The following is a 26,236-nucleotide window of genomic DNA, read 5'->3' as shown; positions in this document are numbered from 1 at the left end:
GGAGGTCGGCCGTGGAGTGGAGCCGGCGGACCCGGCGTCAGTGCTGTGGGTCCTCGACGGTCCACTGCTTGACCGTCGTCCGGACGCCGGCGGTCTCGGCTTCGATGGTGATGGTGACGTCGGGGATGCTGCCGTACGTGCCGACCAGTCGGTTGTGCTTCTCCAGCGCCGTGGCGCCGCTGGTCCAGGTTCCTTGGACGGCGGGTCCGTCGGGGTGGAAGCGGAGGAGGACGTGGTACTCGTCGGCGTGGGGGAGGGGTGGCTGGTCGTCGGGGTCGGTCATCTGAGGGTGATCTTCTCGATCTCCACGTCGAGGGCGCCCTGGCGCTCAAGGTCTGCCTGCCGGTGCTGCGCGGAGGGCAGGTCGTAGGAGACGGCGGAGGTGCGGCGTGCGGTGCCGTCGGCGGGGGTCCAGTGCACCTTGTAGTTGATGTGCATGGTCGTGCTCCTGGTGTGGGTCATCCGCTGAGCTGCGGGTTTACGGGTTCCCCAGGATCGCATCCACCACTGACAGCGGGTCCGCCCGCCGTGGGATCACAGCCCTTGGACGCCCGCCTCGACCAGTGGCCTCAATGTCGGGTAACAGACCCGCCCCCACCACCCACCCGGCAGCGCCGCCCGCCCCGCCCCACGCCGTCCCCGTGGAACACCACCTCGACCACGGCTCACCTGGGATGGGTGGGGGCTCTGAGTCTGTTACCCGACATTCAGTCCTGGTCTTTACAGTCGTGCGTCGTGACCGATGATGCAGTGCTCGACCTGGTCGAAGCGTTCGTGGCCGGCCCCCACTCGACCGCCTCCGGGGTGTTCTCCGACGAATCCGTCTACCGGTATCGCGAGACCCTGGTCGCCTACGCCGACTGGGCCGGCGAACTGGTGTGGCAGCCGAGCCAGATGGACATCCAGAACTTCGCCGTCCACCACGCCCGCGCCGCCGCCAGCCGCGACCAGGCCGTCGGCATCGTCCGCAGCTTCTACCGCTACCTCGAAGGACGCGACCTCGTCCCCGCCGGCACGTACAAGGAGCTGCTCAAGAACTGGCAGCGCTTCGTCTCTGACGACCGCTCTCCGCGCCCCGGCGGCCTCGATGCCGCCGGCATGCTCCGCCTCAAGGAGGCCGCGGACCGGTACGCCGCCCCGCGTGACCGCGCCATCATCTACGCCCTGATGAACGCCCCCACCCAGCTCCGCCCCGGACAGATCACCGGCCTCCTCCTGGAAGACCGCTACGACGAACAGCACCGCACCCGCTGGGGTGTCCCCCAGAAGAACGCCAGCCGCACCGCGAAGGCGTTCGTGACGCTGTGCCCCGACTTCGTCTGGGCCATCGACGAGTACCTCCCCCACCGGGTCACGAAGGAGAAGTGGGGCACCTACGAGGACCACGGCCCACTCTTCACCAGCCGCACCGGCCGCGCCCTCGGCGGCGACGCCGACGCCCGCCGCGACAGGCGCTCCTCCTCCGACAACGCCGTCCTCCGCATCGTCCGCACCGTCGCCGCCCTCCACCCCGCCCTCCGGGACATCGCCCCCACCCTGTCCGCCGACGCCATCGCCCACTCCCCCACCCCCCTCGTCAACGACGGCGACGACCAGGACGAAGAGACGGCCGCGATGGCGCTCCGACAGGCTGCTGCGCCCGCCCAGCCGAGCTAGGACCAACCCTCCGGCGACCCGCTCCCGGCAAGGGTCACCGACCTCCTGCCCGAGCAAACCGGCGTCGAGGAGGACGTCGTGACGTGACGGTCGGGGCGCAGATCCCTCCACCGCGGTAAGTTGGAGTGTGACACCGGAACCGGGCCACCGGTTACGGCGAACCCCCGGCGCGACGGAGGCCAGTCCGCACACCGGGGGCCTGAGGAGCTACCGGTCCTCTGCCCCACGCTGGTGGTGGGACAGAGGACCGTCCTCGCAGCTCAGGGCCTGATCCAGACCCTCACGCGCGAGGCAGCCGACCAGGGCGGTGAACACCGCCCAGCCAGCCCGCCGCACTGCGTGCCCGGTGATTTCCCGGGACAGCCGCTTCGGCCGCTCCTTCGAGTGACGCCCCATAGGCGCGCCCCCTCCTCTCGACGCGCCATGGCCGGTGGCGCTCCGGAGGACGCCCGTGCCGGGCGCCCTGGGCGAGCGTCCGGACAACTGTCCTCGGAGAGGGGGCGCACCGCGGTGCGCCGGTGGCGAGCATAGCCCCGCTGTCGTCAACCTCGGGGGAACTCGCCTTCGTGGGGCATGACCCAGATACGCCAGGAACCCGCCACGGAATGATCTTGAAGTGATGAGTGCCCCGCACCGTCACCCGTTCGGCCTGGTGTCGTTGCTGGTGATGTTGGGTTTCGTCTGGGGCGGGGTGGGTTGTGACCTCGATCGAGAGGACCGCGTATCCGCGGTTCAAGCGGCTGATCACCGCGCATGAGCTGCATCTGTTCTTCGCGCCGAGTCGGGACGAGGTCGAGTGGGCCGCCGCCCGGACCGACTGCGACGAGCACCTCCTGGCCCAGCTCCTGGCGCTGAAGTCGTACCAGCGCATGGGGTGTTTCCCGAAGCTGGACGAGATCCCGGAGACGGTGGTCGACTTCGTCCGCCGTGCGGTGGACCTGCCGCAGGGCACGGTGGCGAGGGCCGCGAACCGTACGGCGGAGCGGCAGCGGACCGCCGTGCGCCGGCGGACGGGCCTGACCTACGACAAGGCGAAGGCCCGGAAGATCGCCGAGGCGGTCATGCGGAGCGAGGCGGCGGTGAAGAACCGTCCGGCGGACCTGATCAACTCGCGCTGGAGAAGGTCGTCGAGGCCGGGCTGGAGCTGCCGGGCTTCACCACGCTGGACGCGCTCGCGGCGAAGGTCCGCACCGAGGTGAACGCCTCGATCTGCATCGGCATCCACGACCAGCTCAGCGAGGCCCACCGCGAACGGCTGCTGGCGTTGCTGTCGGAGAAGGACACCTGCGGCACCACGAAGTACAACCGGCTGAAGCAGTCGGCGAAGGCCCCGACGTGGTCGCACTTTCGCGCCCAGGCCGAGCACCTGGGGTGGGTGGACGGGCTGGGTGAGAGCGGGGTGTGGCTGGCCGGCGTCGCCTCGGGGAAGATCACGGACTTCGCCGGTGAGGCGGACGCCGCGGACGCGCCGGGGCTGCGGGACTACAACCTGGTGAAGCGGCTCGCGCTGCTGGTGTGCCTGGTCCACAAGGCACGGATGCGGGCGAGGGACGACCTGACCACGATGTTCTGCAAGCGGATCGCGTTGCAGGTCAAGCGGGCCAAAGCGGAGCTGGAGCAGATCCGGGAGCAGCAGCAGGCCCTGGTCGAGGCGCTGATCGGGAACTACCGCACGGTGCTGAAGCACATCGACGCCGACTCTCCCGTGCAGGCGGCGCGGGAGAAGGCGGCGGCGTGGACCGCCGGGATCCTGACGGCGGTCGCAGAGCTCGACCAGGACGCCGCGCCGGGCGTCGTCGCGGCCCGGCTCGGCGAGGGGCTCGCGCCCGCGCTGCACACGATGGCCAAGGCGCTGCGGGTGCAGGCCGGCGCCTTGGGAGTGCCCGCGGCTGCGGTGGACGGCTTCGGCGGGTTCGAGGGGCAGTACGAGCGGATCGAGAAGGTCGCCGCCCATCACGGCAATTACTGGGAGGTGTTGCTGTACGGGCACCTGCTCAAGGACCGCTCCACCCTGTACGACCTGACCGGCCGCCTGGAACTGACCGCGACCTCCGAGGACAACCGGGTCCTGGACGCGCTCGCGCACGCCCGCCGGCACAAGCACCTGCGCGACTGCATCCCTGAGCGGCACGCGGACGGCCGCCCGGTCGACATCTCGTTCGCCACACTGAACTGGCAGAAGGCCGTCCGCGACAAGAACCGGCCCGGGGCCTTCGTGCGCAAGCACTTCGAGGCGATGGTCTTCGCCGCGCTCGCCGAGGAGCTGCGCACCGGTGACGTCGCGGTGGCCGGCTCCGAGGAGTACGCCGACTGGAGCGAGCAGCTCCTGGAGTGGGAGGACGTCGAGGCGAAGCTGGGCGACTACCTGGTGGAGGTCGGCCTCGCCGAGCCCGGCGACGCGGCGCCGTACGACGCGGTGACGTTCCGCCGGCAGTTGGAGGACAAGCTGAGTGCGGCCGCCGCGGCGGCGGACGCCGGGTACCCGGACAACGAGGGCCTGGTCATCGACCCCGAGAGCGGTATCCCCTCCCTGAAGGCCCACCGCTGTGAGGGCCAGCGGGCCTCGGCGAAGGCCCTGGAGCAGGCGATCAAGGCCCGGATGCCGGAGCGGTCCCTGCTCGGGATCGTCTCCCGCACGGCGTACTGGGTGGAGTGGTGGCGCCGCTTCGGCCCTCCCTCCGGCAACGAGCCGAAGCTGAAGGACCCCTTCGGCCGGTACGTGATCACCACGTTCGTCAAGGGCACGAACATGGGCCCCTACGAGGCCGCCCGCCACATCCCCGGCGTCTCGGGGCACGAGCTGTCACTGGCCGCGAACCGGCACTTCTCCATCCCCACGCTGAACGAGGCCATCGCCGACCTGGTCAACGCGCACGCCCGCCTGGACATCTCCCAGGCATGGGGCGACGGCTCCACGGTCGCCGCGGACGGCACCCACATGGACACCTACCTCAACAACCTGCTCGCCGAGACGTCCGTGCGCTACGGCAAGCCGGGCGGCATCGCCTACCACCACATCTCCGACACCTACATCGCGCTGTTCACGCACTTCATCCCGTGCGGGGTATGGGAGGCCGTCTACATCATCGAGGGCCTGCTGAAGAACACGGCCGAGGTGAAGCCGACCACGGTGCACGCCGATACGCAGGGCCAATCGTTCCCGGTCTTCGCGCTCGCCCACCTGCTGGGCTTCGACCTGATGCCCAGGATCAGGAACTGGAAGGACCTGACCTTCTACCGGCCCACGAAGACAGCCGAGTACGTGCACATCGACGCCCTGTTCGGCGAGAGCGGACGCAACGTCATCGACTGGGGCCTGATCGAGTCCCAGTTCCGGCACCTGATGCGCGTGGCCGTCTCCGTGCGCGAAGGCGCCATCTCCTCCACGCTGCTGCTGCGGCGCCTGCGCGCCGGCTCCCGCAAGAACGCCACCTACACCGCCTTCCGCGAAGTCGGCCGCGTGATGCGCACCGTCCAACTGCTGCGCTACCTCTCCGACGCCCCGCTGCGCCGGCGGGTGACCGCCGCCACGAACAAGGTCGAGGCGTTCAACGGCTTCTCGCAGTGGATCGGCTTCGGCAACGGCGGCGTCCTCACCGACAACGACCCCGTCGAGCAGGAGAAGACCGCGAAGTTCAACGCGCTGCTCACCAACGCGGTGATCTTCCACAACGCCCTGGACATCGCCGAGACCGTGCGCCGCCTCCAAGAGGAAGGCCACGTCATCGACCCCGAGGACCTGGCCCACATCTCGCCGTATCTGACGGAGCACATCCGCCGCTTCGGCGAGTACTCCACCCATGAGCTCGGCCTCGTACCCGAGGCATACGACCCGCACCTGGACGTCGACTTCAGCCCGCTGCGCGGCGACGGGCCACCTGCGCCGGACGGCTACGGCCAGGCGGCCTGACCGGCCCGCTGTGCGCTATTCCACCGGCAGCGCGAAGCTGTTCCAGTGTGCGGCGTGCCCACAGCCGGTTGGCGGTGTCAGGGTGCGGTGTGGCGTGGTTCCGTGTCTGGGCGTGCCGCCTCTGGCGGGGGTGTGGTGAGCAGCTCGCGCATGGTCTGGTGGACCTCGTCGAGGAAGCGGGCGAGGGTGCGGAGCTGGTCGTCGCTGTAGTGGTCCATGACGGCGGCGAGGCGTGCGGCGACGGGGTCGAAGAAGGTGTGGGCGAGTTCGGCGGCGTGGCCGCCTGTGCGCAGGATGACTTTGCGGCCGTCGCTGTCGTCGCGGCTGCGGTGGATGTAGCCGTCCTTTTCGAGCCGGTTGAGCAGGTTGGAGGTGGCGCCTGGTGAGAGGTGGATGCGGCGGGCGAGGGCGGCGGGGGTCAGCGGGCGGCCGGCGAGTTCCTGGTTGGCGATCTCGGTGAGGGCGCTCGCGTCGGTGGGGTGCAGTTGCAGCCAGGCGGCGAAGGCGCGGCGCAGGTCCTCGTAGTCGGTTCCGTAACGGCGCAGGTGGTTCAGCAGTTCTCTGCGCCGGTCCACGCGCGTCTTGTCGTCGCTCACGGTGCCCCCCTTCTGCGTCCCGGGTCTGCCCAGGACGCCATTTGCTTTCACGGTGAAACAACCTTACCGTGGCCAGAGTTTGTTTCACCGTGAAAGCACTGTGCGGTGATGTCCGCAGGACCCCCGGGGGTCCGTAACTCATGGGAGGTGCCGCCATGGCGGCGTCACAGGCCCCCTCGGCCGCCCGCCGGTGGCTGGGGCTGCTGGCCATCTCGTTGGGCGTGGCGATGATCGTGGTGGACACCACGATCGTGAACGTGATCCTGCCCTCGGTCATCAAGGACCTGGACGTCACGTCGGTCCAGGGGCAGTGGATCCAGGAGTCGTACGCGATATTGTTCGCCGCGTTGCTGCTGGTGGCCGGGCGTATCGCCGACATCGTCGGGGCCCGGCGGATCTTCGTCCTCGGCGTGGCGTGCTTCGGTGCGACCAGTCTGCTGGCGGGGCTGGCCGGCAGCGGCGAGGTGCTGGTGGCCGCCCGGTTCTTGCAGGGCGCGTCCGCGGCGATGATCCTGCCCACCTCGCTGTCCTTGCTCAACCACACCTTCACGGGCAAGGAACGCGACCAGGCGTTCACCATCTGGGGCTCGACCATCGGCGCGGGCGCGGCCGTCGGCCCGCTGCTGGGCAGTTGGCTGGCCGAGCACACCTCCTGGCGGTGGGCGTTCGGCATCAACATCCCGCTGACCCTGCTGGTGTGCGCCGGCGCCTGGGCGTTCCTGGCGCCCTCCCCGCGCCGCCACGGGCGCGTCGACCTGCCCGGTGCGGTGCTGTCGGTGTTGGGCCTGGGCCTGCTCGCCTTCGGCCTCGTCGAAGGCCGCACCTACGGCTGGATCACCACCGTCGCACCGTTCCACCTGCTCGGCGCTGTCTGGGACGGCGGACCCTCCCCCGTCCTCGTCGCGCTCGTCGTCGCCGCCGCGGCGCTGGCCGCGTTCGCCTGGCGGCAGGTGCGCCAGGCCCACAGCAGCGCGCCGGAGCGCGCTTTGGTGGACATCAAACTGTTCTCCCTGGCGTCCTTCCGCAACGGCAACCTGGCCACCGCGATCATCGCGCTCGGCGAGTTCGGCCTGATGGCCGTGCTGCCGCTGTGGCTGCAGTTCACTCTCGGCTACAGCCCCGTCCAGACCGGCCTGACCGTGCTGGCCGTCGCGGTCGGCAGCTTCGTCGCCAGCGGCGCCAGCTACGGGCTGATGACCCGCACCACCCCGCTGGCCATGCTCCGCATCGGCCTGGCCCTCGAAGGCGTCGGACTGGCCGTCCTCGCACTGACCGCCGCCACCGACACCCCCTGGTGGGCGATCATCTTCCCGCTGTTCGGCTACGGCATCGGCGTCGGCTTCGCCACCGCCCAGGTCACCAACGTCGTCCTCGCCGACGTACCCGCCCACCGCGCCGGACAGGGCTCAGGGGTGCAGAGCACCTTCCGCCAGCTCGGCTCCGCCCTCGGCATCGCCGTCCTGACCACGGTCTTCTTCACCACCCTGGGCACCAGCCTGCGCGACAAGCTCACCGCCTCCGGCATGCCCCGCACCACCGCCGACCGGTTCACCACCGCGGTCACCGACAGCGCCGGCGCCGTCATCACCCCCTTCACCCACCACCAGCCAACCGCCCCCGTCGCCAACGCCGCCCAGTCCGCGATGAGCCACGCCGTCACCATCAGCGCCTACCTGGCCGCCGGCTTCGTCGCCCTCGGCCTCATCGCGACCCTCCTCATCCCCCGCGACCGAACCAGCCACAAGCCCCAACCCCAGGCCACCCACAACGAACCCGCCCGCAGCTCCTGACACACTCCCGCATCAGCCATGACACATGGCCCGACGGGCCGGCGGTCGCCGTGACCCGTCAGGCCGCTTGGCGGCCTCGGCGGAGATACGGCGACCCCGTGCACCACAGACCGGACCACGCCGCCGTGTTCTCACAAACGATCCTTTGCCCGAGCAAGATCAATCCGGGGTCGGCGGGCGCCCGCCGACCCCGGATCCACTCTCACAACCCGTTCTCACTCAAAAGCGGGACGGATCCCCTTCTGAGACTTGCATTGTGCGAAAATCCGGGCCGTGACGGAACCTCAGCAGTCCTCCCCGGCCGGCCGGTCGGAGGCCGACGACGTCGAACAGCACGCCTGCCCGACGTGCGACGCCCAGCCCGGCTCGCCCTGCCGCTCGCGCGGCGGCGCGGTCGCCTCCGCCTACCACACCCGCCGCTTCACGACGGTGCCCCGACTGAAGAAGGCACTGCGCGTGCCGACCCCCGCCGACCGCGGGCCGGGCCGGCCCTGGCGGCCGGGCACCCCGCCTCCGGCGCCGATCGATGCGGACCTGCCGAGCGCGGACATCCGCATCGGTTATGCGCGCTGCTCGACGCTCGGGCAGGAACTCGACTCCCAGCTCGACGCGCTCGCGGGGCACGGCATCCCGAGGGACAAGATCTTCAGCGAGAAGATCAGCACCCGGGTGCGGGTCCGGCCCGCCTTCGAGGAGGCGCTGCGGACGGCGCGGGAGGTCAAGGCACACGCCCCGCACTGCCGGGTGATCTTCACGGTCTACGAGATGAAGCGGCTCGGCCGCGACGCCGCCGAGCTCACCGCGCTCGCCGACCACCTCACCGCCCACGGCCTGATCCTGGAGATGCTCGCCGGCCCCCTGCCCGGGCTCTACGACCCCACGGGGCCGGGGAAGCTGCTGTTCGCGTTCTTCGCCGCGATGGCGGAGACCGAACGGGAGAACATCCGCGAGTCCACCCTGGAGGGGCTCGACACCGCGGCCCGCAAGGGCAAGCACGGCGGTCGGCCCCCGGTCATCACCGACGACATGCTCCACACCGTCCTGCGGCGCCGCGCGGGCGGCGAGTCCGTCGAGCAGATCCAGCCCGACCTGATCATCCCCACCGGCAAACGCAAGGGGCACAGCCCCTCCGTCGCGAGCATCTACCGGGCGCTCGCCGAGCACGCCAAGCGCGAGGCGTACCCCGAAGCCGTCGAACAGGCCCACGCCGACTTCGCCGCCCTGAAGGCCGAGGACCTCCCCGGCCCGCGCCCGGCGGACCAGCCGGAGCCCGTCCGGTAGGGCTTCAAGATCATCCTGTGGCCCCTTTTGCGTTTACCTCGGCGATCCCCCATCAGGAGCGTGCCTACCTGCGGGGCAGGCGGCCCAGCACGGCACGGAGCCTCTCTCTCCCTGCCGTGACGCTCGCGTCCCACAGACCTGAGATGTCATCGCTCAGCGAGAGGGACTGGAGCCGTTGCTCGTCGGCAAGGAGGCTGGCACCCGCCACATTCCGGTCCAGCATCCCCATCGCGGTAAGCACCGCATGGCCGCAGGACTCCGCGTCATCAGCGTTGCCCGAGTCGTGGGCCAGCAGGGCGTACCTCAGGCAGAGGACAGCGAAGAACGCGTAGGTGTCGGCAACATCGGTGATCCCCTCCTCGTTCGGCTGAAGCTCTGGGAACCGTTCCAGCAGGCGCACGCGCTCGGCGGCGTGAGCGAGTGGCCGGTCGGCGTACCAGAGATCGCGAACGGACTCCACATAGAAGTCGAGGTCGGCTTCCCGGCCCGGCACGCCCGCCCGGACGCCCACGAAGAGCGGCGCCATGCGTTCGGCACAGGCAGCGACAAACAGCCGGACCGCTTCGTCGTGCCCGTCACGAAGCGCCTCCGCGACAGCCGCTTCCACCAGCGTCTCCACGTCCACTCTCATCCTGTTCGAACAGATCGACAGGCTACACAGTGATCCGAGGCCCCCAACTTGACGAGTTACTCGCCTGAGGTGTCTGGAGGGAGCGGCCGTAGCGGTCGAGGGCGGGGACGACCGCCACGCCTCCAACAACGACCACGCCGCACCCAGCGCCTTCGAACCGAAGGCTACTGGCGGGTTACTTGGCACCTCGTTCGCCGTTCGTAAGCGGCACCCCGAGTCCGTCGAGCAGATCAAGCCCGACCTGTTCATCCCTACGGGCAAGCGCAAGGGACACAACCCCTCGGTGGCCAGCATCTACCGGGCGCTCGCCGACCACACCAAGCGCGAGGCGCACTCCGAAGCCATCGAGGCCGCCCACGCCGACTTCGGCGCCCTCCAGACCGGTGAAGTCCCCGCCCCACGCCCGGCAGCCACAGCCGAGCCCGCCCGGCCCTGAACGCCGCCGAATCCAAGATCAACTACTGGCGGCTTCCGCCTTCACCTCGGCGGTACCCCATGAAGTACGTCGTCAGCGCCTGCGACCGGGCCAGCCGGGTCCCGCTCGGCGAGTTCCGCAGCACCTTCCCGAAGTACGCGTCGGCATCAGCAGGCTCCATGTCCCACAGCGGCCGGCCGAACCACGTACGAATCTGGTCCAGGTGCCCGACGTCGCCGCGGATGGTGCCGTCCGCCAGGCCCGCCGAGGCCCGCGCGAGGACGAACCCGGACAGCACGTCGGTCTCGAACCGCTCCAGCTCCTCCGCCGACGCGGGCGCCCAGTGCTCACGCAGGTCCCGTACGACTGCCAGCGCCGCCAATCCGAGCCTCCTCACCTTCAGCCCGACTGCGGATCGGTCGGGCGAGATGAGAACGCTTCAGGAATCCCGAAGTTACGTCACAAGCCAGCAGAGCACACGAAGGAGGAAGAACCCCCTGGCCACGGGGCCAGGGGCTCAGCGGGGCTCAGAGGAACTCGCGGGATGTCGCACACCAGGGGGTGACCGTACGGCGCGGCCAGGGCTACACCCTGCGCGTCACCGCCGTCCCCGCCGTGCACCGCCAGCTCCTCGCCCGCTGCCAGCCCCTCGACGGCAGCCAGGGCGCCCCGGTGGTCCCCGCCCAGCGCAAGGTCCGACGCGAGTACGAGAACCGCGTCAGCGCCCTCGGACGGTAACCAAGATCATTCCGTGGCGGGTTCCTGGCGTATCTGGGTCATGCCCCTTCGTTGCCCGCGATCTTCTGCCCTGCGTCGGGCCGGGATCGATTCGGGCGGGCGCAGGAGCGTGCCGGCGATGTCGACGACTGTGGACGCGGACCAGGGGCCGTTCGGGTGCGTCCGCGTAACCGGCCGGCGAGCGTGCCGGTTAGCCCGGCGAAGCCCGGTGTCCTCGGCGCTTTCCTCAACGTGTGGGGCGGCTGTAGTACCAGCCGTCGTCGTCGCCCCGCACGTCGGGGAGGTTCAGGACCGGCAGAGCCCCGGTGGTCAGCGCAGCTCAGCGGCCGGTAGGGGGTTCGTGGACCCGCGATGCTCCTGGGCCCGGCGTCACGGCTTCACGAACCGCTCGGCGGCATGCCGTCGGCGGGCTCGTTTTCCGGGGCGGGCGGGGTATGTCAGCCGTCTGCGGGCCGGTCGCCCTCGCCGAACGGAGGGACATCAGCGGCGGTCATGTCCGGGCGGACGCGCACCCAGCGGGTCAGGTGGCGGAAGCGCCCGGCATCCACGGCGGCGTCGACCGCGATCTCGGCCACCAGCTCGGGGACGACGAGGTCGACGGTCAGAGCCTCGGCGGTTGTCCACGAGGAGCTGAAGCGGCGCCCTGACCACGGGTGGTCAGCACCGGCGGGGGTCAGCATGTCGGCCAGGAGCGCGGCCGCCGTGGCGGGCAGCGGCGTGGTCCGGCCGACGTAGCGCAGCCGCCCGTGGTCATCGAGGCGCCCCAGCAGCACGGACCGCGGCGCCGTCCGGGAGGGGGAAGCGGCACCGACGATGGCCTCTGTGGTCTGGCGGGAGCGGATCTTGCGCCACCCGCCGCGACGCCCCGGCGTGTACGGCGACGTCCTGGGCTTCAGCAGGACTCCGTCGATCCCGACGGCACCCCAGGCCGGGCTCAGCCATTCCTCCATGGTCGATCGATCGTCGGTGGCCGGGCAGAGCGTCCACGGCGGGCCCAGCGCGCGGTCGACAAAGAGGCGTTCGAGGGCGGCGCGGCGCCGGTGGTAGGGCCAGGCCATGATGTCGCCGTCGGCGGGGGTGTGCAGCAGGTCGAAGAGCACCATGTGGGCCGGCAGCGTGTCGGCCTGGCGTTGGGCGGTGCGGCGGCTGCGCAGGCGCTGCTGAAGGGCCTCGAAGGCCAGCCGGCCTTCGGAGAGGATCACGAGCTCGCCGTCGACCATCGTCCCTGGCGGCAGGTCGCGTTCGGCCGCTGCCATGACGTCCGGGAACGCCGTCTCCAGGGCGGTACCGCGGCGGGAGGCCATCTGCACGATCCCGTCGCCCGCCCGCGCGAGGATCGCTCGGACGCCGTCCCACTTGGCCTCCACCTGGGTGCCCGTCAGGTCGTCGGGTAGACGGTCCAGCGAGGCGGCGAGCATCGGCTCCGGGAGGCGCACGACCGGACCAACGAGCGGCCGGGACGTCGGGCACGCTGTCTCAGCCGCGGATCTTCTCCCGTACGCCGCAGACGGTGCAGGGCTCGGCGCCCTCGGCCAGGGCGCGGCGGGTCTCATCGAGGGTGAGGTGGGGTTCGGCGTCGGCGAGGAAGCAGGTCTCGTGGTGGACGACGCGGAGCTTGGGCCGGCCGACAGCGGTCGGCAGCTCCTGGAAGCTCCACTGGGGCGCTGCCTCGTCGGCCGGGTCGTCTCCGGCCGGGCCGGGGCGGTGGGTGGGCACGGCCGTGTAGTCGGTGCCCTCGATCGGGGTGACCAGCCGGGCCGGCACACGGAAGATCACCGGCGAGGGCTCGACGGTGGGGGTGCCATCGGAGCGCTGGGCCTGCGCCCACAGATCGAGGCGGACCTCGACCCACCACTCGCCCGAGCGCTGGCGGATTCGGGCGAGGAGCTCGGCGAGCACGCCAACCTCCCCGGGGAGCTCCACCCAGACCCGGGGCGCTGGTCCCGGGGGGCCGTAGGCAGCAGCGTCCACTACGCCGCCTCCGCCGTGTTCTTGTGCGCGCTCTTGAGGGCCATCCGGGCCTCGACCACACCCTCGGTGACGGTCGTCCAGTACGGGTGGGTGGACACGGCGATGCTCAACTCCAGGACGCGCTCGCGCAGGGCGGTGACGGCCTGGAGCTCCTCGGGCGTCCACCCCGGGCTGTCCGGTCGCGCGCTGCTCCAGCTCTGCATGGGCTCGACCGACCATGGCAGTCGTGCCACAAGCGCGGAGAGCTCCTCCCGTGCCTGGTCGAGCGCCCGCTGGTCGTCCAGGAGTTGAGCGGGGAAGTCGAAATCGCGCATAATCGGCGATTCTACTCCCGAATTCGCATGTGCGTGCGAATGACCGTCGAGTGCGGGTCTGAGTAGTTGCGGTACAGGATGTAGCGCTGAGATTGATCATGGTCCTGAGCTGGAGGTTCCTCGGTGGCCGTCTGGCCCCGTCGGCGGGGTGGGCCACCGGATCGCGTAGCCGTCACACGGCCGTCGCGGGGAGTGGGTGATCGACTTCCGGCCGTCCATCTGAATTCGGCGGTATCGACTGTCAGTGGCCGCCGCAACACTCTGAGCGAGAAGTCGTTCAGAGGGGGGCGGATGGCGTTCCGGGCTGTGCACGCCGAGTGGGGCACCGTGTTCTCGCACCTGCCGGATCTCGGGTGCGGGCAGGCGTGGGAGGCGGTCTGGAAGATCCGGCCGCCCGCACCGATCGCGTGCGCGGAGTGCCGGCACCCGATGTACGCCAAGGTCTCCGAGCGGGGCCTTCGGTTCTTCGCCCACGCTCCGCACGCCCCGGACTGCGAGATCGCCCGCCAGGGCGAGTCCGAGGCCCACCACCTCCTCAAGCTCGAACTCGCCAGCGCGGCCCGGGACGCGGGCGCCGACGCCGAGCTGGAGGTGAGGGCGCCGGACGGCTCCTGGCGGGCCGACGTGCTGGCCAGTGACCCGGCCGGGCAGTGGCGGATGGCGCTGGAAGCCCAGCTCTCCCCGATCACCGCCGCGGACATCACCGCCCGCACTGAGCGGATGCGCGAGCACGGCGTGACCTGCTGCTGGTTCAGCGACCGGGCCCGCCCGCCCTGGCTGGGCAGCGTCCCGTCCCTGCGGCTGACCGCCACCGGCGGCGGCCTGATCATCGCCGAGGGCCTGGTGAAGTTCGCCCAGGGCGGGTGGGTCGCGGCACCACAGGCGCCGGTGGCCGACTTCCTGCGCTGGGTGTTCGCCGGCAAGGTCGCCCCGCACGCTCCGCGCCGCCATCTGTTCTACCCGCAGCGTCAGCTCGCGCAGGTGTGGACGGCGCCGCAGTACGCGGCGGCCGAGGACGCCTACCTGGCCGAGGAGGAGAAGCGGCAGCGTGAACTGGAGGAGCGCCGGGCGCGGCTGAAGGAGAAGGCAGCGGTCAAGCGGGCCGGGATCGACCGGAGGAACGCCGCCTCCCGCCGGGCCGCGCTGGAGCGGGCCACCGCCGCCGAGGCGGAAGCGCGCCGGGCGAACCTCGGGCCCGCCGGGGCCCGGTGGCGCGACAAGCTCATGCGCCGGCCGGGTGTGCGGGAAGCCGTTGATTACCTGGCCCGCGAGCACCACATCAACGTAACAGTCGGGATGAGCACCGCCGAGTGGCGCTGGGGCGGCGGGACGCCTCTGATCGGCCCGGACGGCACCCCGGTTGCCGTTCTGTCTCCGGTGTCCGGGATGGTGAACGGGGAGGCGTTCCTGCTGCTGGCGGGGATGCTGCTGCTGTTCGAGACGGACGCCGAGCAGCGGCGTTTCGACCGAAACACTCGTGCCCGTCGCCGCCGCAAGGTGCCCATCGACGGCTGGCGGATGGAACACCTCTCGGCACAGATCGTGGGTGCGGCGGGCGCGGCCGCGGTGCCCACGCCGCGCAGGGGCCGCCCCGGACATGCGGGCGGCCCGTGCTCCTGCGCACAGCCGGAGCTGACCGCCATCATCATGGGCCAGCCGTATCCGGCGGAGCCCTCGGAGCAGATGACGCCCGCCAGCGCCGTCTACGCCGCCTCCTGCCGTGCCTGCGGCGGCTCGTACGACAAGCCGTGGCGCCGCTGCACGGCCTGACCCTGCCGAACGGCAGGGTCAGGCGGCGACCGGGACGCGGGCATCGTACTGGGCCACAGTCCAGGCCAGGGCCTGGCAGGTGTAGAGGAACCAGTAGTCGTACTCGGTGAACTCCCAGCCGGCGGTGTCGAAACGGAAGCCGTCGAACTCGAACGCGGCGAGCGCGGCCTTGGCGCCGGCCTCGGTCTTCAGGTCGGCCTTGCTGTAGCGGGAGAACAGCTCCTCCTCGACCTCCGCGAGCAGGCCGGGGTGGTTGGCTTCGGCTTCCTGGGCGGCCTGCTTGATGTACGCCTTCACGCGGTCTTCGGCGTACGCCTGGACGCCTGTGCTGCTGATGCCGTCCGGCTGGACCTTCTCGGCCCAGTAGCGTACGGCCGTCGCCGAGCTCGACCTCCTGGTGCGCGTCCTCTCTGGTACCAAGCTCGACGGGTTCGGAAGCCACGGGCACCTCCTAGTGCGGCTGCGGCGGAGCGGGAAGCGCGCGGACCACGCCGAGCAGCAGGAACAGGGTCTTCAGCGAGGTCTCGGCGTCGTCGCGGTCGAAGCCGAGGGAGGAGGCGAGCGCCCCGGCCTGGGCGGGCAGGGGCATCGCGGGGAAGCGGGGGCCGTGGAAGGCCTCGGCGTCGCCCTCGAAAGTCCGGGCGTACTCGTGGAGGTCGGCCGCGTACAGGCCGGCGGTGTCCTCACCCGCGTCGAGCCGGCCCGCGCGGGCGGCCCAGGCAGTGCTGAGCAGGAGGGCGGAGCGCGTCTCCGGGGCGGCCTCGCTCCACGTGCGCAGCGCGTCCTTGTTGCCGGCGGCCCGCTCGGTGTCCCCGCGGTACTGCTCCAGGACGTCCTGGAGGGTGAGGAGGACGTCGGGGATCTGCATCCCGATGCCGAGCGGGTGCCCGTTGGCGGCCATCATGTCGAAGGCGTTCACGTGCTGGTCCTTCCTGGGTGGTGCTGGAGCCGGTCGGCGATCCAGCGAGGGAGGGGGCGTACGGGCTCGTCGCGGGCGATCGTGTAGGGGATGCCGCCGACGACGGAGCCGGGCCCGATGAGGTAGCCGCCGGTGCGCAGGCCGGGGCCGCGTACGTCGATTCCGGGCCCGAGGGGGCTGCGGGCGCCGGAGAAGCTGCCGATGGTGCAGCCGTGCGGCGCGGCGAAGTACAAGTGCCGGCCGCCGCTCGGGGTGGCGACGGTCAGCGTGGTGGGCCACGGCCGGCCGAGGCGGGCGGCGAGCGCGGCGAGCACGGCCGGGCCGTCGTCCTCGATATCGAGGTCCAGGCCGACGACGCCGGAGGCCCGGCAGCCGACGCCGATGTTGTCGCCGTCGCGCCAGAGCTCCCGGACGTGCTGAGGGTCGGTGAGGCACCGCGTGTGCCAGGGCCCGGTGGGGCGCCGGCCGCCGGGTGGGAGGGGGAAGACGGCCAGGCCGCGGGCGGCGAGACCGACAGCGGCAGCGGTCGTCACGCCGGGACCGCCTGGTGCTCCTGGTCCTCGTCGTCGTCCTCGTAGCAGGTGCACTCCTCGTACGGGCTGGAGGACCCGGCCCCGCAGTCGAAGCAGTCCGCGCCGGCGTCCGGGTCGTAGTCGTCCTCCTGGTACTCGCCGTGCCGCCAGCCCGTGCACCCGATCGAGCAGCCGCACCCTTCGGAGCACTCGGGGCATACCATCCCGAACGTCCACCCGCACCGCTCGCACATGACCTGGTTGCGCGGGTCGGCCTGCTCCTGGCGCAGGTAGTCGACCGCCTCGCGGTAGGTGTTGATGTCGATGTACTCCGCCAGGTACTGCTCCAGCATCTCCCGCTCGTCGGGGTCGGGGTGGTCCAGGAGCGCGATGGCGTCGGCGTGCTTGATGCCCAACTCGTCCTTGAGGGCAGCGAGGGCCTTCTTGCGCGCGTGGTCCTTCGGCATCTCAAGCTCTTCTCCGCGGCTTGCGGTGATCCCAGACTCACCGGCCGCTCAAGAGCGAGACCAGCGAAGGCAAAACGAAGGCGGCTCGGCGCGGAGCACCTTCGGGGTGCGCGTCCGGTCTGGGCCGAACGCACCGGGCCACGAGCCGGGCCCACGGTCCAACGACCGCAGACCCAACTGTAGCGAACGGTCATCGCCGCCGTCGATCGCATGCTCCTGTCGTCAAGGTGCAGCTCGGCGGCCTCTTCGCCGCCGGTATGCGGTGGTCACTGCCCGGTTGACGGCCGGGCGGTGACCACCGGAGAGCGAGCGGCCACGTCGATCGAGCGTTCTACAGGCCAGTACAGCGGCACCGCCTTGAGCGGGTCGCGGGTGCCGACGCCGTGGCCCCGAGGAGTCCTCAGGGCCACCGCCGTACGCATGAGCGGGCGTCAGGCGGGGATGCAGCCGACGCTTATGTGCCAGTACGGTCCGCCGTACGGCCCGAGGTGACGGCCGATGGTCGTCAGGTCGGTGTCGGGTAGGGCGGGGGCCACGATCAGGGACACGCTGCCGCCATCCGACCGCGCCATGGTCGCCCACAGGTGGATGCGGGGGTCCGAGGGGAAAACGATGCGGGCGGCGCTCTCGTCGCACAGCGGATGGACCGTCACCCGGCCGTCTGTCTCCAAGGTCCACCGGGCCTGCGAGTCGGCGGCCCGGGCGGTCTTGCCCCGGGGACCAGGCCGTAGCGGGTGACGAAGTCGTTCACCTCCTGCTGGTCCACGCCCGGCTCCACGACCAGGATCAGCGCGGCGAGCAAGCCGTCGGTCGTCGGCAGGCCGGTCGGCACGGCCGTCACCGGCGGCAGGCCCTCATACACCGTGCCGCCCCGGTTCCGCTGCTGCCGGTTCACAGGCCGATCCCCTCGGTCGCGTTGTCTTCCCACTTCTCGCCCTCGTCCACGTACTCCCAGAACACCGGCGAGTTCTTCGACCAGCCGCCCTGGGTGCGCAGCTTCTCGGGTCGCTTGCCCTTACGGCGGCCGGTGGTGACGAGTCCTCGGCGGCCGGAGTGCCCGGTGATCCGGCGCCCGGTCATGCCCGCGTACTGCGCGGAACGCGACATCGCCCGGCCGCAGCCGTCCGGCGACAGTCGCTCGGTGCCGAGGTTGCCCCACTGGTCGACGGGCAGGTACGCGGGCCCGTCGGGAGCCGCGCCGGCGGCGAGTTTGGCCTCCTGCCAAGCGATCCAGCAGCGCACGGCGCAGGTGTCGATGTTCTCGCCGTAGGAGACGACGACGTCGCGCTCGGGGCGGCCCTTCACGCTGGGGACGTGGACCTCCAGGCCCTCGGCCACGAGCCGGATGCCGGTGTCGTCCAGCTCGCTCATCTCCTCGTTGCGGCCCGCGACGGCGAACCGCATGGTGTGCAGTGACCGGTCTCGAAGCCGGGCCAGCTCCGGCACGACGTGCACCCGGCGGCGCCGGGCGTCCGGCTGCGGAGCGCGTTCGCGCGGGGCGGTGTTCATCTTCCGCAGGTCGGCCGGGGTGATCGCGGCGGCCTTCCCGCGGCCGCGCTTCTGCCGCTCCTTGTCCAGCTTGAGCGGCTTGAGCGCCTGGGTGGCGGCCGCCCGGGCGGCCTTGGGCACGTCGTAGCCGTGCCGTCGGGCCTCGGAGGCCACCCCGGTCACCCGGCGCTCGATCGAGTTGGGAGCGGCTTCCTTGACCTCGTCCAGCCACTTCACGAAGGCGACGTAGGTGCCGACCGTGATTTTGCTGAGCGGCAGGCGGGTGCCGGTCTGTTCTCCGAGCCACTCGTGGAACTCGCGCCACAGTGCCCAGTCCCGTGCGTACCCGGTCTTCGTCTTGCGGGGCCGGGAGTCGTGCAGGTCCTCGGCGGCCTTCGTGTCCAGCGCGGCGAGCACGGCGGCCACCGGGTCGTGCACGGCGACCTCGCCGGCGCCGGGGGCATCGGCGTCCACCAGTTCGGCGTCGACCACCTCCACCGGCTCCAGCGCGGCCCCGTACTCCTCCCTGGTGATCGTCACTCAGTGATCTCCTCCACCTCGTCGGCGAGCTTGCCGATCCGCTCGGAGGCATGGGTGATCCGCTTCGCCTCGACCCTGAGAGTCGAGCCGTCCTCGTCGTGCTTCGTGAAGTCCGCCGCGACCTCGCCCACCAGGTGGGCCAGCTCCTCCAGCACCTCGGTGACGTCCTTCAGCCCCGCCCGAAGCTCCCCGCGCTCCAGGTAGTACGCGGCGCGGGCGAGTTCGCCGTAGGCGGGCAGGTCGTCGCGGGTGGCGACGGCGGCCTGTTCCTCCGGCTCGGCGGGGAAGGGCACGTACACCTGGGTGAGCATCAGTCCGGGCTGCTTGCTCTCGGCTTCGGTGCCGAGCCCGGAGACCGTGGCCACCAGGCTCGGGTGCACGGTGTGCACCTGGTTCGGCTCGTCGGGCAGGGCCCGGTGGTGGTCGTCCAGGGAAAGCGGCATGTCGCCGGGGAGCTGTTCCAGCAGGGCGCGCAGCTCGCCCACGGTGTCGACCATCGGCGCCGCGGCGACCGCCGCCCTCAGCCGGGGCGCCTGCTCCGTGGAGGTGTCGCGGGCATCGGCGGCGGCTTGCCCCATGGCGGCGTCGACCGCGCCCATCATTGCGGCGTGCGCCTCGTCGTCCAGCCCGATCTGCGTCTGCGGGTGCTCCGCCCGGAAGCGGTGGTAGAGGGTGCGCTGCCCCTCGGCCCACACCCGCAGCTCGTCCGCCGCCGCCAGGACGGTGGTGTCGAGCGCGGCCGCCACCTGGTTCCAGTCCGCGCCGAGCAGCAGCGCCTCCCGGATCGCGCTGCCGCGCTGGCCACTGATGGTCCGGCGGATCACCTCGCCCAGCGCGAGCTGCGTCAGGGCGTCCCCGACGTCGCCTCGGTCGACCGGGTGCGGGAAGTCGTCGGGAAGCCGGTTGTTCAGCAGCCGCTGGCCAGCCGCGGCCCGCTTCTCCACGAGGGAGGTGAGCGGCGTGCCGGCCGGAACGTCGTCGGGGCGGTGGGTCTCGGCGGCCATGAACGTCACGTCCGCGCCGACGTGTGCCTCGGTCATGCCTTCCCCTCGAACGGCTCGGGAACGATGCGGCCGTGCTCGCGCAGCCACGCGTGGGCCGCCTTCTCCTCGGCCCGCAGCCGGTTGTAGACGGTGGTGCCCGTGGCGGTCATGTCCGTGAAGGCGACGTCGGCGATGCGACCCTGCGCCCACTGGCACAGCTCCCACTCCGGCTGACCGGTCTCGGCGTTGTACGCGGCCGGGTGTAGGGAGCCGTCCCGGACGAACGCGTCCCGCTCGGCCTCCTTCTGCGCCTCGGCGATCCGGTCCTCGAAGTACGTAGTGACGACGGCCGTGCCGTCGATCTGCTCGGCGGTGCTCATCGGTCCTGGTCCTCCTTCCTCTCGGTCGCGGCGGCCGCCTCCAGCTCCGCCGCCACCCACTTCGCCGCCGCGGTGACGGTGCTGAACGGCTTCTCGCCGCTGTTCTTCGCCCACGTCGCGTAGCCCGAGAGGCCACGGGCGGGCGGGTGGAAGTCGGGCCCGATGGCCGCGTGCCAGACCGTCCCGCCGCGCTTGCCCCGGCCCTCGCTGACGACGCCGACGATGTCGTCCTCCGACAGCCGGTCGGCCTTCTCGCGGGAGCAGAGGTAGGCGCCGGGCGTGGTGTAGTCCCGTAGGTCGAGCAGCGGCGGGCCGGGGTAGAGCCACAAGCCGCCCACCTTCTTGGGCGGCTGTCCGTAGCCGGTGCGTGCCGTGGTGGTCGTCCGGCTGGTGTGCTCCTCACCGCTGATCAGGTGCACCGCGCCGCAGGAGCGGCACAGCACCCGCACGGTGACCTTGTCGTAGTGGGCGCCGTGGCCGCAGTCCTCGTTGGGGCACGCGTGCTCGGGGCCGTCCCGGCGAGGGCGTCGGGTGTCGGATTCGCTCTGCTGGTCGACCTCCCACACCGGCTTGGCACAGTCCTGCCGATGACGGAACGGTGCCCAGCCCAGATGGGCGGCGAGGGCGGCGGAGCTGCTCATCAGGAGTCCTCCGTCGCGGCGCCGGCGGGGAGGGTGACGGGGGCGAGCATCATGACGCCATCACTTCCCGTCCGCGGTGAGCCACCGCAGCAAGACGGTGATGTCGCCCGGAACGGCCGCGTCGTTCCCGGTGCGCAGGTGCTCCAGCAGGGCGAGGCCGGGGGTGGGTTCGCGGTACACCAAGACCAGGTCCACGTCGTCCTGCGGCAGGGTGCCGGGCAGGGTGCGCAGCGACCAGTCCCGGGTGGCGCCCGCGAGCGCGGCGCGGACCTCGCCGGCCGGGACCGCGCGGGTCCGGTAGCCGACGAGGTGCATCAGCTCGTGTGCGGGGTCCGGGTCCTCTCGCCGGCACTGCCCGCAGTCGGTGGGGCACGGGGGATACGGTTCGGCGTCGCAGCGCCGCGCGATCTCGCCGCACAGCTCGGCGAGCCGCTTCACGCCGAGGCTGCGGGTCTCGCGCGCGGCGATGGAGCGGGCCAGCGTCTCGGTCTCGCGCACGAGGTGCTCGGGCTGCATGTGGAAGGCGTTCGGCAGGTCCAGGTGGGCTTTTACCCCTGCCGCCCAGTCCGGGATGGCGATCAGGTCGGCTACCGCGTCGGTCGGGGGCGTCACCCAGGTGTCGGCGCCCGGGTACGGCGCACGGTTCTGCCGGACCAGCCGGTCAATCTCCCTGCGCACCCCCTCCGGGGACCGGTCGTGGAAAAGGCCGTTCTCCCGAAACAGGTGGGCGGCCTCGTCCAGCATCAGCACGACGCGGTCGGGCGAACCGCCGGTGCGCTCCTGCTGGGCGGCGAGCACGGCGGCGAGTATGTCCGCGGGCGTCTTGCCGGGCGTGCTGCACTCCAACTCGCCACGTAGTTGCAGGAGTTCTACGGTCTGGTTCTGGAGTTTGGTGGCTGCCCAGGCGCGGGCGGCCTCGGCCTCGATGTCCTCGTCGGCGTCGCGGCGGGTACGCCCGGCGACGGCGGCGCAGATCTCCTCGTCGCACAGGACGCGGGCCACCGCATCGACGGAGCCGTCGGGGTGGTCGGTGACGACGACGTCCGCGTCAGCGAGCTCGGCGGCCAGGCACTCGGAGACGTGGCGCAGGCCCGCGCGCACGCTCTCCTCCAGGGCGGCCCGACCGCCCCGTTCGGCGAGCTTGGCCGCGTCCCAGCGGGCGCGGCGGGTGTGGACGGTGTAGTGGCGGTCCGGTTCGCCGGGGATCAGCAGCAGGGGGACGCTCAGCGGCATGAGGGGGTCGGCCTCTCGGTGGCGGGGGTCGGGTGGTGGTCGGTGTGCAGGCTGATCTGGCTGAACTCCGCGCGGCGTATGGGCGCCGGCGGGGCGTGGAGGATGCTCCAGGGCCCCGCGTCGGCGTCGCCCCGGGTGACGTGGAGGTGGCGGTCGTCGGCCGCGTGGACGAGGTACTGCACGGCGTCCAGGGCCCGCCCGCTCTCGCCGCCGGCGGACTCCATGCGCGCGCTCTTCAGGCGCGCGAGGACGAAGGCGGCGATGTGCTCGAAGTGCTCGGCGGGGATCGAGGCCGCGACGGGCTGGTCGGCCGGGGCGGTCACCGCATCTCCTGCGGGGTGTCCTCGTTGTCCAGGAAGATGGTGGCGCGGAAGCAGCCGCGCACTTCGGCCTCCCCCTTCACCGGCTTGCTCCATCCGGCGAACAGCTCCTCGCGGCCGTCCGCGGTGGTGCGGGTGTCGAGCGGGATGCGCAGGAGGTCGGTCCACCGGCGGATCGCCTCGCGCTGCTGGTGGGGGGTGTAGGTGAGGCTGTCGGCCTCGCCGGTGAGGGCGCCGTTCGCGGCGAGCGTCCACACCAGCGGCGGCAGGTCGGCCCGCACGCCGCGGGCGAGGAACTCGGCGAGCTGCTGGTGCGCGCGGTCCTGCCACCGGCGGAGGGTGGCGGCCGGGACGGCGGGCGTCTCGATGCTGGTCTTCTCCACGCCGCCGCGCACGAAGTGCGCCGGGTCGAAGAGGGGCTGTCCGTTCTCCTGGGGCTGGGACACGGAGGTCCGCCTTCCGCTTGGGATGGGAGGGCCGGACCGACGTGGCGTCAGGACCGGCTTATCACCTCGGATATGGCACATTATCCGAGCCGAGACGCACCGTGCCACCGGTTCACTCGATCGCGTGCGGAATTCCGCCAAGTTTCTCCGGGGTCTGTACGCGGAGGGGTCCGGGCGGGCAGACTCCTCATGGAGATCCCGGAGAACCGGGTAAGTTTCCGTCGAAAGGCCTCTGTGAAGATCACCATTGAAGGCGCGAGCGAGGAATTCGCCGAGAAGGTGGTCACGCTCGCCGCCCAGCACCGCGCCGAGCTGACCGTCATCGACACCGCCTGGACCGTCGAACGCGCCGAACGCTACCTCCGCTCCCTCCCCGCCGGCGCCCGCCGCTTCGCCGAGATCGTCGTCATCGACAACGACGGCTACGCCGACGCCGACACGCTCCGCCAGGCGCTGGGCAAGCTCAACGGCCCCACCGTCGCCCTCTCCCGCGCCGTTCCGCGTGGGGTGCGCGAGGGCTGGTGGCCGGAGGGGATCAGCACACCGATCGAGGTGGTGTACGACCCGGACAACCCCTCCTGGCAGAAGGCCATCGCCTACCAGATGGCCAACGAGGACGTCCCCATTTTCCGAGAGGCCATCACTCGGCTGTGGGGCGACGACGAGGAGAACCAGCAGCCGTGAGCACCGGCACCGAGGAGGGACAAGAGCCCACGGACCCCGCCGTCCCGTCCGTCGACCTGACGCCCGGCGCTTCCGAGATCTGTGCCAGCCAGGGCTGTCAGAACCTTGACGTGCCAGAACGCCGCGTCACGATCCGGCAGGTGCTGAAGGTGTGGCGCTCGGAATCAAGCGGTGCGCCGCGAGTCGCAGTGCTGCGCCTGCGATACCGGGCCATCGGCAACAACTGGGGACATTCGGGCGGCAGCGGTCGCCGCGCCTTACGGATCAGCGAGCCGGACGTGGGCCCCGACGAGTGCGCAGTGGCCGCGCTGTGTATCAGCCTGGCGGCCGTCGAGCCCGATGACCAGGTGTTCATCGTCGCCCCCCTCAGCGTGGGGGAACTGATCCGGTCCCTCGTCGAGGCCCGCAGCGTGGAGTCGCTGGCGCCTTCGCTGCGCCCGCACGTCGCCCCGCACCTCGCCCGCCTGGCCACCGCCACCATCGAAGTGGGGTACCGGCGGGTGATGACCGACCTGCGCCACGCGGTATCGGCGAGCAAGCCGGCGGAAAGCTTCCTCCGCTTGGACGAAGCAAGCCAGACCATCGCCACGGGCCTCGTCTCCCGCTCGACTCTGCCCGCGGCGGTGGATATCGGCGAGCGGGGGTGGGTGACGGACTGGGGCCAGTCCCGCAAGTACGACGGCTCAGCAGCGGCATTCGTGCTGGCTTCCCGCGAGGGCCTCCAAGAGGACAGCGTGCGCGTGGCGGCCATGCCGCGATCCCCAGAAGTCGTCGACGGAGAATTGGCGGCCGTTCTGGTCGCCTACGCCTACGGGCGGGTGACCGGGCAGCACGTGCAGACGTTTTACACCGACTCGCGCGACACCGTGTTCCACCTGCGCAGGTATGTCGAGGATGGGCGACCTGCCCGGTACGGCTCGCTACTCACCGCGCTCACCGCACCCTTCACCGACGCCGAGTTGTTGTCCTTGCGGGTGCATTGGATCTACCGCGGGCTGACACGAGCACAACGGCTGGTTGATACCGCTGCCCGCCATCTGAGCCGTCACGAGCCCGTACCACGCGAATCGGTCATCCAGCTCGACTGGCTCCTGAAGGAGCTGGAAGACCTCGCAGCCGAGCGCGCCGCGCGCCTGCCCTTCGCCGCCCGGCCCGCCGCCCGGGAGGTCGTCGTCATCGACGCGGAGCCCGAGGACAGCGACGCGGAGCGGACCGCCCGGCTGCCGTTCGTGGCCCGGCCCGCCGACGGGAAGCCGCAGTAAGCGCGCCGGACGAACTGCCCCGGCTGGACCAGGCGGAGACGTACGTCAAGACCGTGCACCGGATCTACCGCGACCGCCGGGCCACCCCACCGGCGCAGGAGCTGCTGCTCGCCGTGGCGTACGCCCTCTTCGTCGCCCCGGGCGAGTCCGGACGGGTGCTGAACACCGCCGCTCGGGCCCTGGGCCGCAGTCCGGCGACCGGCCACCCCCGGTTCGACGCCCTGGTCGCGACGACGCGCCCCGCTATTAGCCACCCCGCGCGGCCGCCGACTGGGGCCCCGGGCAGGCGCCGGGCTGCGAGGCGCCGCGTCTGCGGCCGCACGTCTACCGGCCGCGCCGACCCGCCACAAGCGGGGAGGATGTGGCCGCGGTGCCGCTGCGGCCGCTGCCCGAGCCGGTCGTGCACGTCGACCCGGGCTACGTCCCGCCGGTCGACGTCCGCAACGAACGGCAGATCTGCGGTGCCGACTCCCACCACAAGGTGCTGGAGCTGGACCCGCGCACCGGCTGGACGATCCCGCACTGGTTCTGCAAGCGGCACGTCGACCACGCCGAGCGCGTCGCCGAGCAGGTCCGCGAGCAGAACGCGGCGGCGCCCGAGCCGATCCCGAACCGCGGCGGCCTGCTGCCGGCGTACTTCAAGGCGCCGTGGGAGGACGTCTACCGGCACTACGCCCCGGCGAGCTGGAAGCCCCCTCCTACGGCCCCTCCGCCGACGATTGGCCCGACCCGGGCAACCCGCCCGCGGCCCGCTCCCCGCGCCGCCTGCGGGCCGTGTAGCCGCGTTTTATCTGGCCAGATAGACCACCACCCCGGGCCCCGGGCCCGTACGTACGAGAAGGAGATCCATGGGTACCTACGAGACCGACCTCGCGGGCGCGAAGGCGGCTGGCCGGGCCTGGGGCTGCATCTGCGGGGCCGACAACCCGCCTTCGTACGACGCCTGCCACGACTGCCAGCGTCCGTCCTGGACCTGTGCGGCCTGCGGCACCGTCCACCCCTCCACCCGCAGCCACTGCAACTGGTGCGGCAGCACGATGTCCGCCGAGTCCCTCGGGGACGAAGAGGGGTTCGAGATGACCCACGAGAAGTGGATCGCCACCCAGATCGGCCCCCGCGTCGTCGGCGGCCGCTACGACCACGGCGACGACACCAGCGCCTACGAGGTCCTCGCCATCACCCGCGGCCCGCGCCCCCTCGGCACCTGGCCCGTCTGGGACATCACCGTCCGCTACGACAGCAACGGCCAGGAGACCACCCACTGCACCGGCTGGGACACCCGCCACGAC

General features: G+C 71.5%; 31 protein-coding genes and 1 pseudogene. 11 read left to right on the top strand and 21 right to left on the bottom strand.

The features are described from left to right. Positions 1-37: 37 nt before the first annotated feature. Together ACZ6X9_RS32120 and ACZ6X9_RS32115 are read right to left on the bottom strand one after the other, a co-directional pair. The gene (locus ACZ6X9_RS32120) at positions 38-283 is read right to left on the bottom strand and encodes a hypothetical protein (RefSeq protein WP_469781557.1); all 246 of its coding nucleotides are present in this window, start codon (positions 281-283) and stop codon (positions 38-40) included. Then, the gene (locus ACZ6X9_RS32115; RefSeq protein WP_469781556.1) at positions 280-462 is read right to left on the bottom strand and encodes a hypothetical protein; all 183 of its coding nucleotides are present in this window, start codon (positions 460-462) and stop codon (positions 280-282) included. The genes ACZ6X9_RS32120 and ACZ6X9_RS32115 overlap by 4 nt, the downstream gene beginning before the upstream one ends. Before the next feature lie 273 nt (positions 463-735). Between ACZ6X9_RS32115 and ACZ6X9_RS32110 the strand changes: the two genes are divergently transcribed. The 3 genes from ACZ6X9_RS32110 to ACZ6X9_RS32100 all read left to right on the top strand — a co-directional run bounded on the left by ACZ6X9_RS32110 (position 736) and on the right by ACZ6X9_RS32100 (position 5,566). Next, the gene (locus ACZ6X9_RS32110; RefSeq protein WP_469781555.1) at positions 736-1,656 is read left to right on the top strand and encodes a hypothetical protein; all 921 of its coding nucleotides are present in this window, start codon (positions 736-738) and stop codon (positions 1,654-1,656) included. 698 nt (positions 1,657-2,354) lie between these two features. Next, positions 2,355-2,855 (top strand): DUF4158 domain-containing protein, encoded by a 501-nt coding sequence (locus ACZ6X9_RS32105; RefSeq protein ID WP_469781554.1) that lies wholly within the window; start codon positions 2,355-2,357, stop codon positions 2,853-2,855. Next, on the top strand, positions 2,771-5,566 hold the full coding sequence (locus tag ACZ6X9_RS32100; RefSeq protein ID WP_469781628.1) for a Tn3 family transposase: 2,796 nt from the start codon (positions 2,771-2,773) through the stop codon (positions 5,564-5,566). The genes ACZ6X9_RS32105 and ACZ6X9_RS32100 overlap by 85 nt, the downstream gene beginning before the upstream one ends. A gap of 77 nt (positions 5,567-5,643) precedes the next feature. On the opposite strand, the gene ACZ6X9_RS32095 is transcribed toward ACZ6X9_RS32100, so the two are convergent. Next, positions 5,644-6,162 (bottom strand): MarR family winged helix-turn-helix transcriptional regulator, encoded by a 519-nt coding sequence (locus ACZ6X9_RS32095; protein ID WP_469781553.1) that lies wholly within the window; start codon positions 6,160-6,162, stop codon positions 5,644-5,646. A gap of 155 nt (positions 6,163-6,317) precedes the next feature. Between ACZ6X9_RS32095 and ACZ6X9_RS32090 the strand changes: the two genes are divergently transcribed. After that, complete coding sequence (locus tag ACZ6X9_RS32090) at positions 6,318-7,952, top strand: MFS transporter (RefSeq protein WP_469781552.1); 1,635 nt, start codon at positions 6,318-6,320, stop codon at positions 7,950-7,952. Between the two features lie 273 nt (positions 7,953-8,225). Then, entirely contained in the window at positions 8,226-9,233 is a 1,008-nt protein-coding gene (locus ACZ6X9_RS32085) for a recombinase family protein (RefSeq protein WP_469781551.1), read from the top strand. Positions 9,234-9,297: 64 nt separating this feature from the next. On the opposite strand, the gene ACZ6X9_RS32080 is transcribed toward ACZ6X9_RS32085, so the two are convergent. Next, on the bottom strand, positions 9,298-9,858 hold the full coding sequence (locus ACZ6X9_RS32080) for a hypothetical protein (protein ID WP_469781550.1): 561 nt from the start codon (positions 9,856-9,858) through the stop codon (positions 9,298-9,300). Between the two features lie 289 nt (positions 9,859-10,147). Between ACZ6X9_RS32080 and ACZ6X9_RS32075 the strand changes: the two genes are divergently transcribed. Beyond that, a complete protein-coding gene (locus ACZ6X9_RS32075) occupies positions 10,148-10,300 on the top strand; it encodes a hypothetical protein (protein WP_469781549.1) in 153 nt (50 codons plus the stop codon). A gap of 22 nt (positions 10,301-10,322) precedes the next feature. Here the strand turns inward: ACZ6X9_RS32075 and ACZ6X9_RS32070 are convergent, their stop codons facing one another. Further along, positions 10,323-10,661: a hypothetical protein gene (locus ACZ6X9_RS32070; RefSeq protein ID WP_469781548.1), complete on the bottom strand. Its 339-nt coding sequence runs from the start codon at positions 10,659-10,661 to the stop codon at positions 10,323-10,325. Between the two features lie 179 nt (positions 10,662-10,840). Here ACZ6X9_RS32070 and ACZ6X9_RS32065 point away from each other — a divergent pair, with 179 nt between their 5' ends. Further along, complete coding sequence (locus tag ACZ6X9_RS32065; protein ID WP_469781547.1) at positions 10,841-11,017, top strand: hypothetical protein; 177 nt, start codon at positions 10,841-10,843, stop codon at positions 11,015-11,017. Positions 11,018-11,454: 437 nt separating this feature from the next. On the opposite strand, the gene ACZ6X9_RS32060 is transcribed toward ACZ6X9_RS32065, so the two are convergent. The 3 genes from ACZ6X9_RS32060 to ACZ6X9_RS32050 all read right to left on the bottom strand — a co-directional run bounded on the left by ACZ6X9_RS32060 (position 11,455) and on the right by ACZ6X9_RS32050 (position 13,302). Beyond that, the gene (locus tag ACZ6X9_RS32060; RefSeq protein ID WP_469781546.1) at positions 11,455-12,453 is read right to left on the bottom strand and encodes an ATP-dependent DNA ligase; all 999 of its coding nucleotides are present in this window, start codon (positions 12,451-12,453) and stop codon (positions 11,455-11,457) included. A gap of 40 nt (positions 12,454-12,493) precedes the next feature. Next, the gene (locus ACZ6X9_RS32055) at positions 12,494-12,916 is read right to left on the bottom strand and encodes a DUF6233 domain-containing protein (RefSeq protein WP_469781545.1); all 423 of its coding nucleotides are present in this window, start codon (positions 12,914-12,916) and stop codon (positions 12,494-12,496) included. A gap of 71 nt (positions 12,917-12,987) precedes the next feature. Beyond that, a complete protein-coding gene (locus ACZ6X9_RS32050; RefSeq protein WP_469781544.1) occupies positions 12,988-13,302 on the bottom strand; it encodes a hypothetical protein in 315 nt (104 codons plus the stop codon). 291 nt (positions 13,303-13,593) lie between these two features. On the opposite strand from ACZ6X9_RS32050, the gene ACZ6X9_RS32045 reads away from it, so the two are divergent. Next, positions 13,594-15,072, top strand: a complete 1,479-nt coding sequence (locus ACZ6X9_RS32045) for a competence protein CoiA (protein ID WP_469781543.1) — start codon at positions 13,594-13,596, stop codon at positions 15,070-15,072. 18 nt (positions 15,073-15,090) lie between these two features. On the opposite strand, the gene ACZ6X9_RS32040 is transcribed toward ACZ6X9_RS32045, so the two are convergent. The 13 genes from ACZ6X9_RS32040 to ACZ6X9_RS31980 all read right to left on the bottom strand — a co-directional run bounded on the left by ACZ6X9_RS32040 (position 15,091) and on the right by ACZ6X9_RS31980 (position 23,001). Continuing rightward, positions 15,091-15,492 (bottom strand): hypothetical protein, encoded by a 402-nt coding sequence (locus tag ACZ6X9_RS32040; protein WP_469781542.1) that lies wholly within the window; start codon positions 15,490-15,492, stop codon positions 15,091-15,093. Between the two features lie 31 nt (positions 15,493-15,523). Further along, on the bottom strand, positions 15,524-15,991 hold the full coding sequence (locus ACZ6X9_RS32035) for a hypothetical protein (protein WP_469781541.1): 468 nt from the start codon (positions 15,989-15,991) through the stop codon (positions 15,524-15,526). Beyond that, positions 15,988-16,524, bottom strand: coding sequence for a bifunctional DNA primase/polymerase (locus ACZ6X9_RS32030; protein ID WP_469781540.1), 537 nt, complete (start codon positions 16,522-16,524; stop codon positions 15,988-15,990). Before ACZ6X9_RS32030 ends, ACZ6X9_RS32035 begins: the two co-directional genes overlap by 4 nt. Then, positions 16,521-16,970, bottom strand: a complete 450-nt coding sequence (locus tag ACZ6X9_RS32025) for a hypothetical protein (RefSeq protein WP_469781539.1) — start codon at positions 16,968-16,970, stop codon at positions 16,521-16,523. The genes ACZ6X9_RS32030 and ACZ6X9_RS32025 overlap by 4 nt, the downstream gene beginning before the upstream one ends. A 431-nt stretch (positions 16,971-17,401) precedes the next feature. Continuing rightward, positions 17,402-17,623 (bottom strand): hypothetical protein, encoded by a 222-nt coding sequence (locus tag ACZ6X9_RS32020; RefSeq protein ID WP_469781538.1) that lies wholly within the window; start codon positions 17,621-17,623, stop codon positions 17,402-17,404. Continuing rightward, complete coding sequence (locus ACZ6X9_RS32015; RefSeq protein WP_469781537.1) at positions 17,620-17,865, bottom strand: hypothetical protein; 246 nt, start codon at positions 17,863-17,865, stop codon at positions 17,620-17,622. The genes ACZ6X9_RS32020 and ACZ6X9_RS32015 overlap by 4 nt, the downstream gene beginning before the upstream one ends. Further along, on the bottom strand, positions 17,862-18,998 hold the full coding sequence (locus ACZ6X9_RS32010) for a site-specific integrase (RefSeq protein WP_469781536.1): 1,137 nt from the start codon (positions 18,996-18,998) through the stop codon (positions 17,862-17,864). Before ACZ6X9_RS32010 ends, ACZ6X9_RS32015 begins: the two co-directional genes overlap by 4 nt. After that, entirely contained in the window at positions 18,995-20,038 is a 1,044-nt protein-coding gene (locus tag ACZ6X9_RS32005) for a hypothetical protein (RefSeq protein WP_469781535.1), read from the bottom strand. Before ACZ6X9_RS32005 ends, ACZ6X9_RS32010 begins: the two co-directional genes overlap by 4 nt. Further along, positions 20,035-20,361: a hypothetical protein gene (locus ACZ6X9_RS32000; protein ID WP_469781534.1), complete on the bottom strand. Its 327-nt coding sequence runs from the start codon at positions 20,359-20,361 to the stop codon at positions 20,035-20,037. Before ACZ6X9_RS32000 ends, ACZ6X9_RS32005 begins: the two co-directional genes overlap by 4 nt. Then, on the bottom strand, positions 20,358-21,002 hold the full coding sequence (locus ACZ6X9_RS31995; RefSeq protein ID WP_469781533.1) for a hypothetical protein: 645 nt from the start codon (positions 21,000-21,002) through the stop codon (positions 20,358-20,360). The genes ACZ6X9_RS32000 and ACZ6X9_RS31995 overlap by 4 nt, the downstream gene beginning before the upstream one ends. 60 nt (positions 21,003-21,062) lie before the next feature. After that, on the bottom strand, positions 21,063-22,235 hold the full coding sequence (locus ACZ6X9_RS31990) for a hypothetical protein (RefSeq protein WP_469781532.1): 1,173 nt from the start codon (positions 22,233-22,235) through the stop codon (positions 21,063-21,065). After that, positions 22,226-22,558 (bottom strand): hypothetical protein, encoded by a 333-nt coding sequence (locus ACZ6X9_RS31985; protein WP_469781531.1) that lies wholly within the window; start codon positions 22,556-22,558, stop codon positions 22,226-22,228. Before ACZ6X9_RS31985 ends, ACZ6X9_RS31990 begins: the two co-directional genes overlap by 10 nt. Further along, entirely contained in the window at positions 22,555-23,001 is a 447-nt protein-coding gene (locus ACZ6X9_RS31980) for a hypothetical protein (protein WP_469781530.1), read from the bottom strand. The genes ACZ6X9_RS31985 and ACZ6X9_RS31980 overlap by 4 nt, the downstream gene beginning before the upstream one ends. A 234-nt stretch (positions 23,002-23,235) precedes the next feature. On the opposite strand from ACZ6X9_RS31980, the gene ACZ6X9_RS31975 reads away from it, so the two are divergent. The 3 genes and pseudogenes from ACZ6X9_RS31975 to ACZ6X9_RS31965 form a co-directional block, all read left to right on the top strand. Beyond that, on the top strand, positions 23,236-23,685 hold the full coding sequence (locus tag ACZ6X9_RS31975) for a hypothetical protein (protein ID WP_469781529.1): 450 nt from the start codon (positions 23,236-23,238) through the stop codon (positions 23,683-23,685). Then, positions 23,682-24,947, top strand: coding sequence for a hypothetical protein (locus ACZ6X9_RS31970; RefSeq protein WP_469781528.1), 1,266 nt, complete (start codon positions 23,682-23,684; stop codon positions 24,945-24,947). The genes ACZ6X9_RS31975 and ACZ6X9_RS31970 overlap by 4 nt, the downstream gene beginning before the upstream one ends. Before the next feature lie 848 nt (positions 24,948-25,795). Beyond that, positions 25,796-26,236, top strand: a pseudogene (locus ACZ6X9_RS31965) (hypothetical protein); the annotation flags it as partial.

The sequence above is a fragment of the Streptomyces sp. NPDC052910 genome, assembly GCF_055585605.1.
This window is presented reverse-complemented; position numbering and strand designations above follow the sequence as displayed.

Coding starts and splice junctions, on each gene's coding strand:
- ACZ6X9_RS32050 (WP_469781544.1), bottom strand. CDS start 13,302: ATGCGCGATTTCGACTTCCCCGCTCAACTCCTGGACGACCAGCGGGCG.
- ACZ6X9_RS31995 (WP_469781533.1), bottom strand. CDS start 21,002: ATGAGCAGCTCCGCCGCCCTCGCCGCCCATCTGGGCTGGGCACCGTTC.
- ACZ6X9_RS32120 (WP_469781557.1), bottom strand. CDS start 283: ATGACCGACCCCGACGACCAGCCACCCCTCCCCCACGCCGACGAGTAC.
- ACZ6X9_RS32045 (WP_469781543.1), top strand. CDS start 13,594: ATGGCGTTCCGGGCTGTGCACGCCGAGTGGGGCACCGTGTTCTCGCAC.
- ACZ6X9_RS32005 (WP_469781535.1), bottom strand. CDS start 20,038: ATGACCGAGGCACACGTCGGCGCGGACGTGACGTTCATGGCCGCCGAG.
- ACZ6X9_RS32090 (WP_469781552.1), top strand. CDS start 6,318: ATGGCGGCGTCACAGGCCCCCTCGGCCGCCCGCCGGTGGCTGGGGCTG.
- ACZ6X9_RS32000 (WP_469781534.1), bottom strand. CDS start 20,361: ATGAGCACCGCCGAGCAGATCGACGGCACGGCCGTCGTCACTACGTAC.
- ACZ6X9_RS32025 (WP_469781539.1), bottom strand. CDS start 16,970: ATGCCGAAGGACCACGCGCGCAAGAAGGCCCTCGCTGCCCTCAAGGAC.
- ACZ6X9_RS31990 (WP_469781532.1), bottom strand. CDS start 22,235: ATGCCGCTGAGCGTCCCCCTGCTGCTGATCCCCGGCGAACCGGACCGC.
- ACZ6X9_RS32115 (WP_469781556.1), bottom strand. CDS start 462: ATGACCCACACCAGGAGCACGACCATGCACATCAACTACAAGGTGCAC.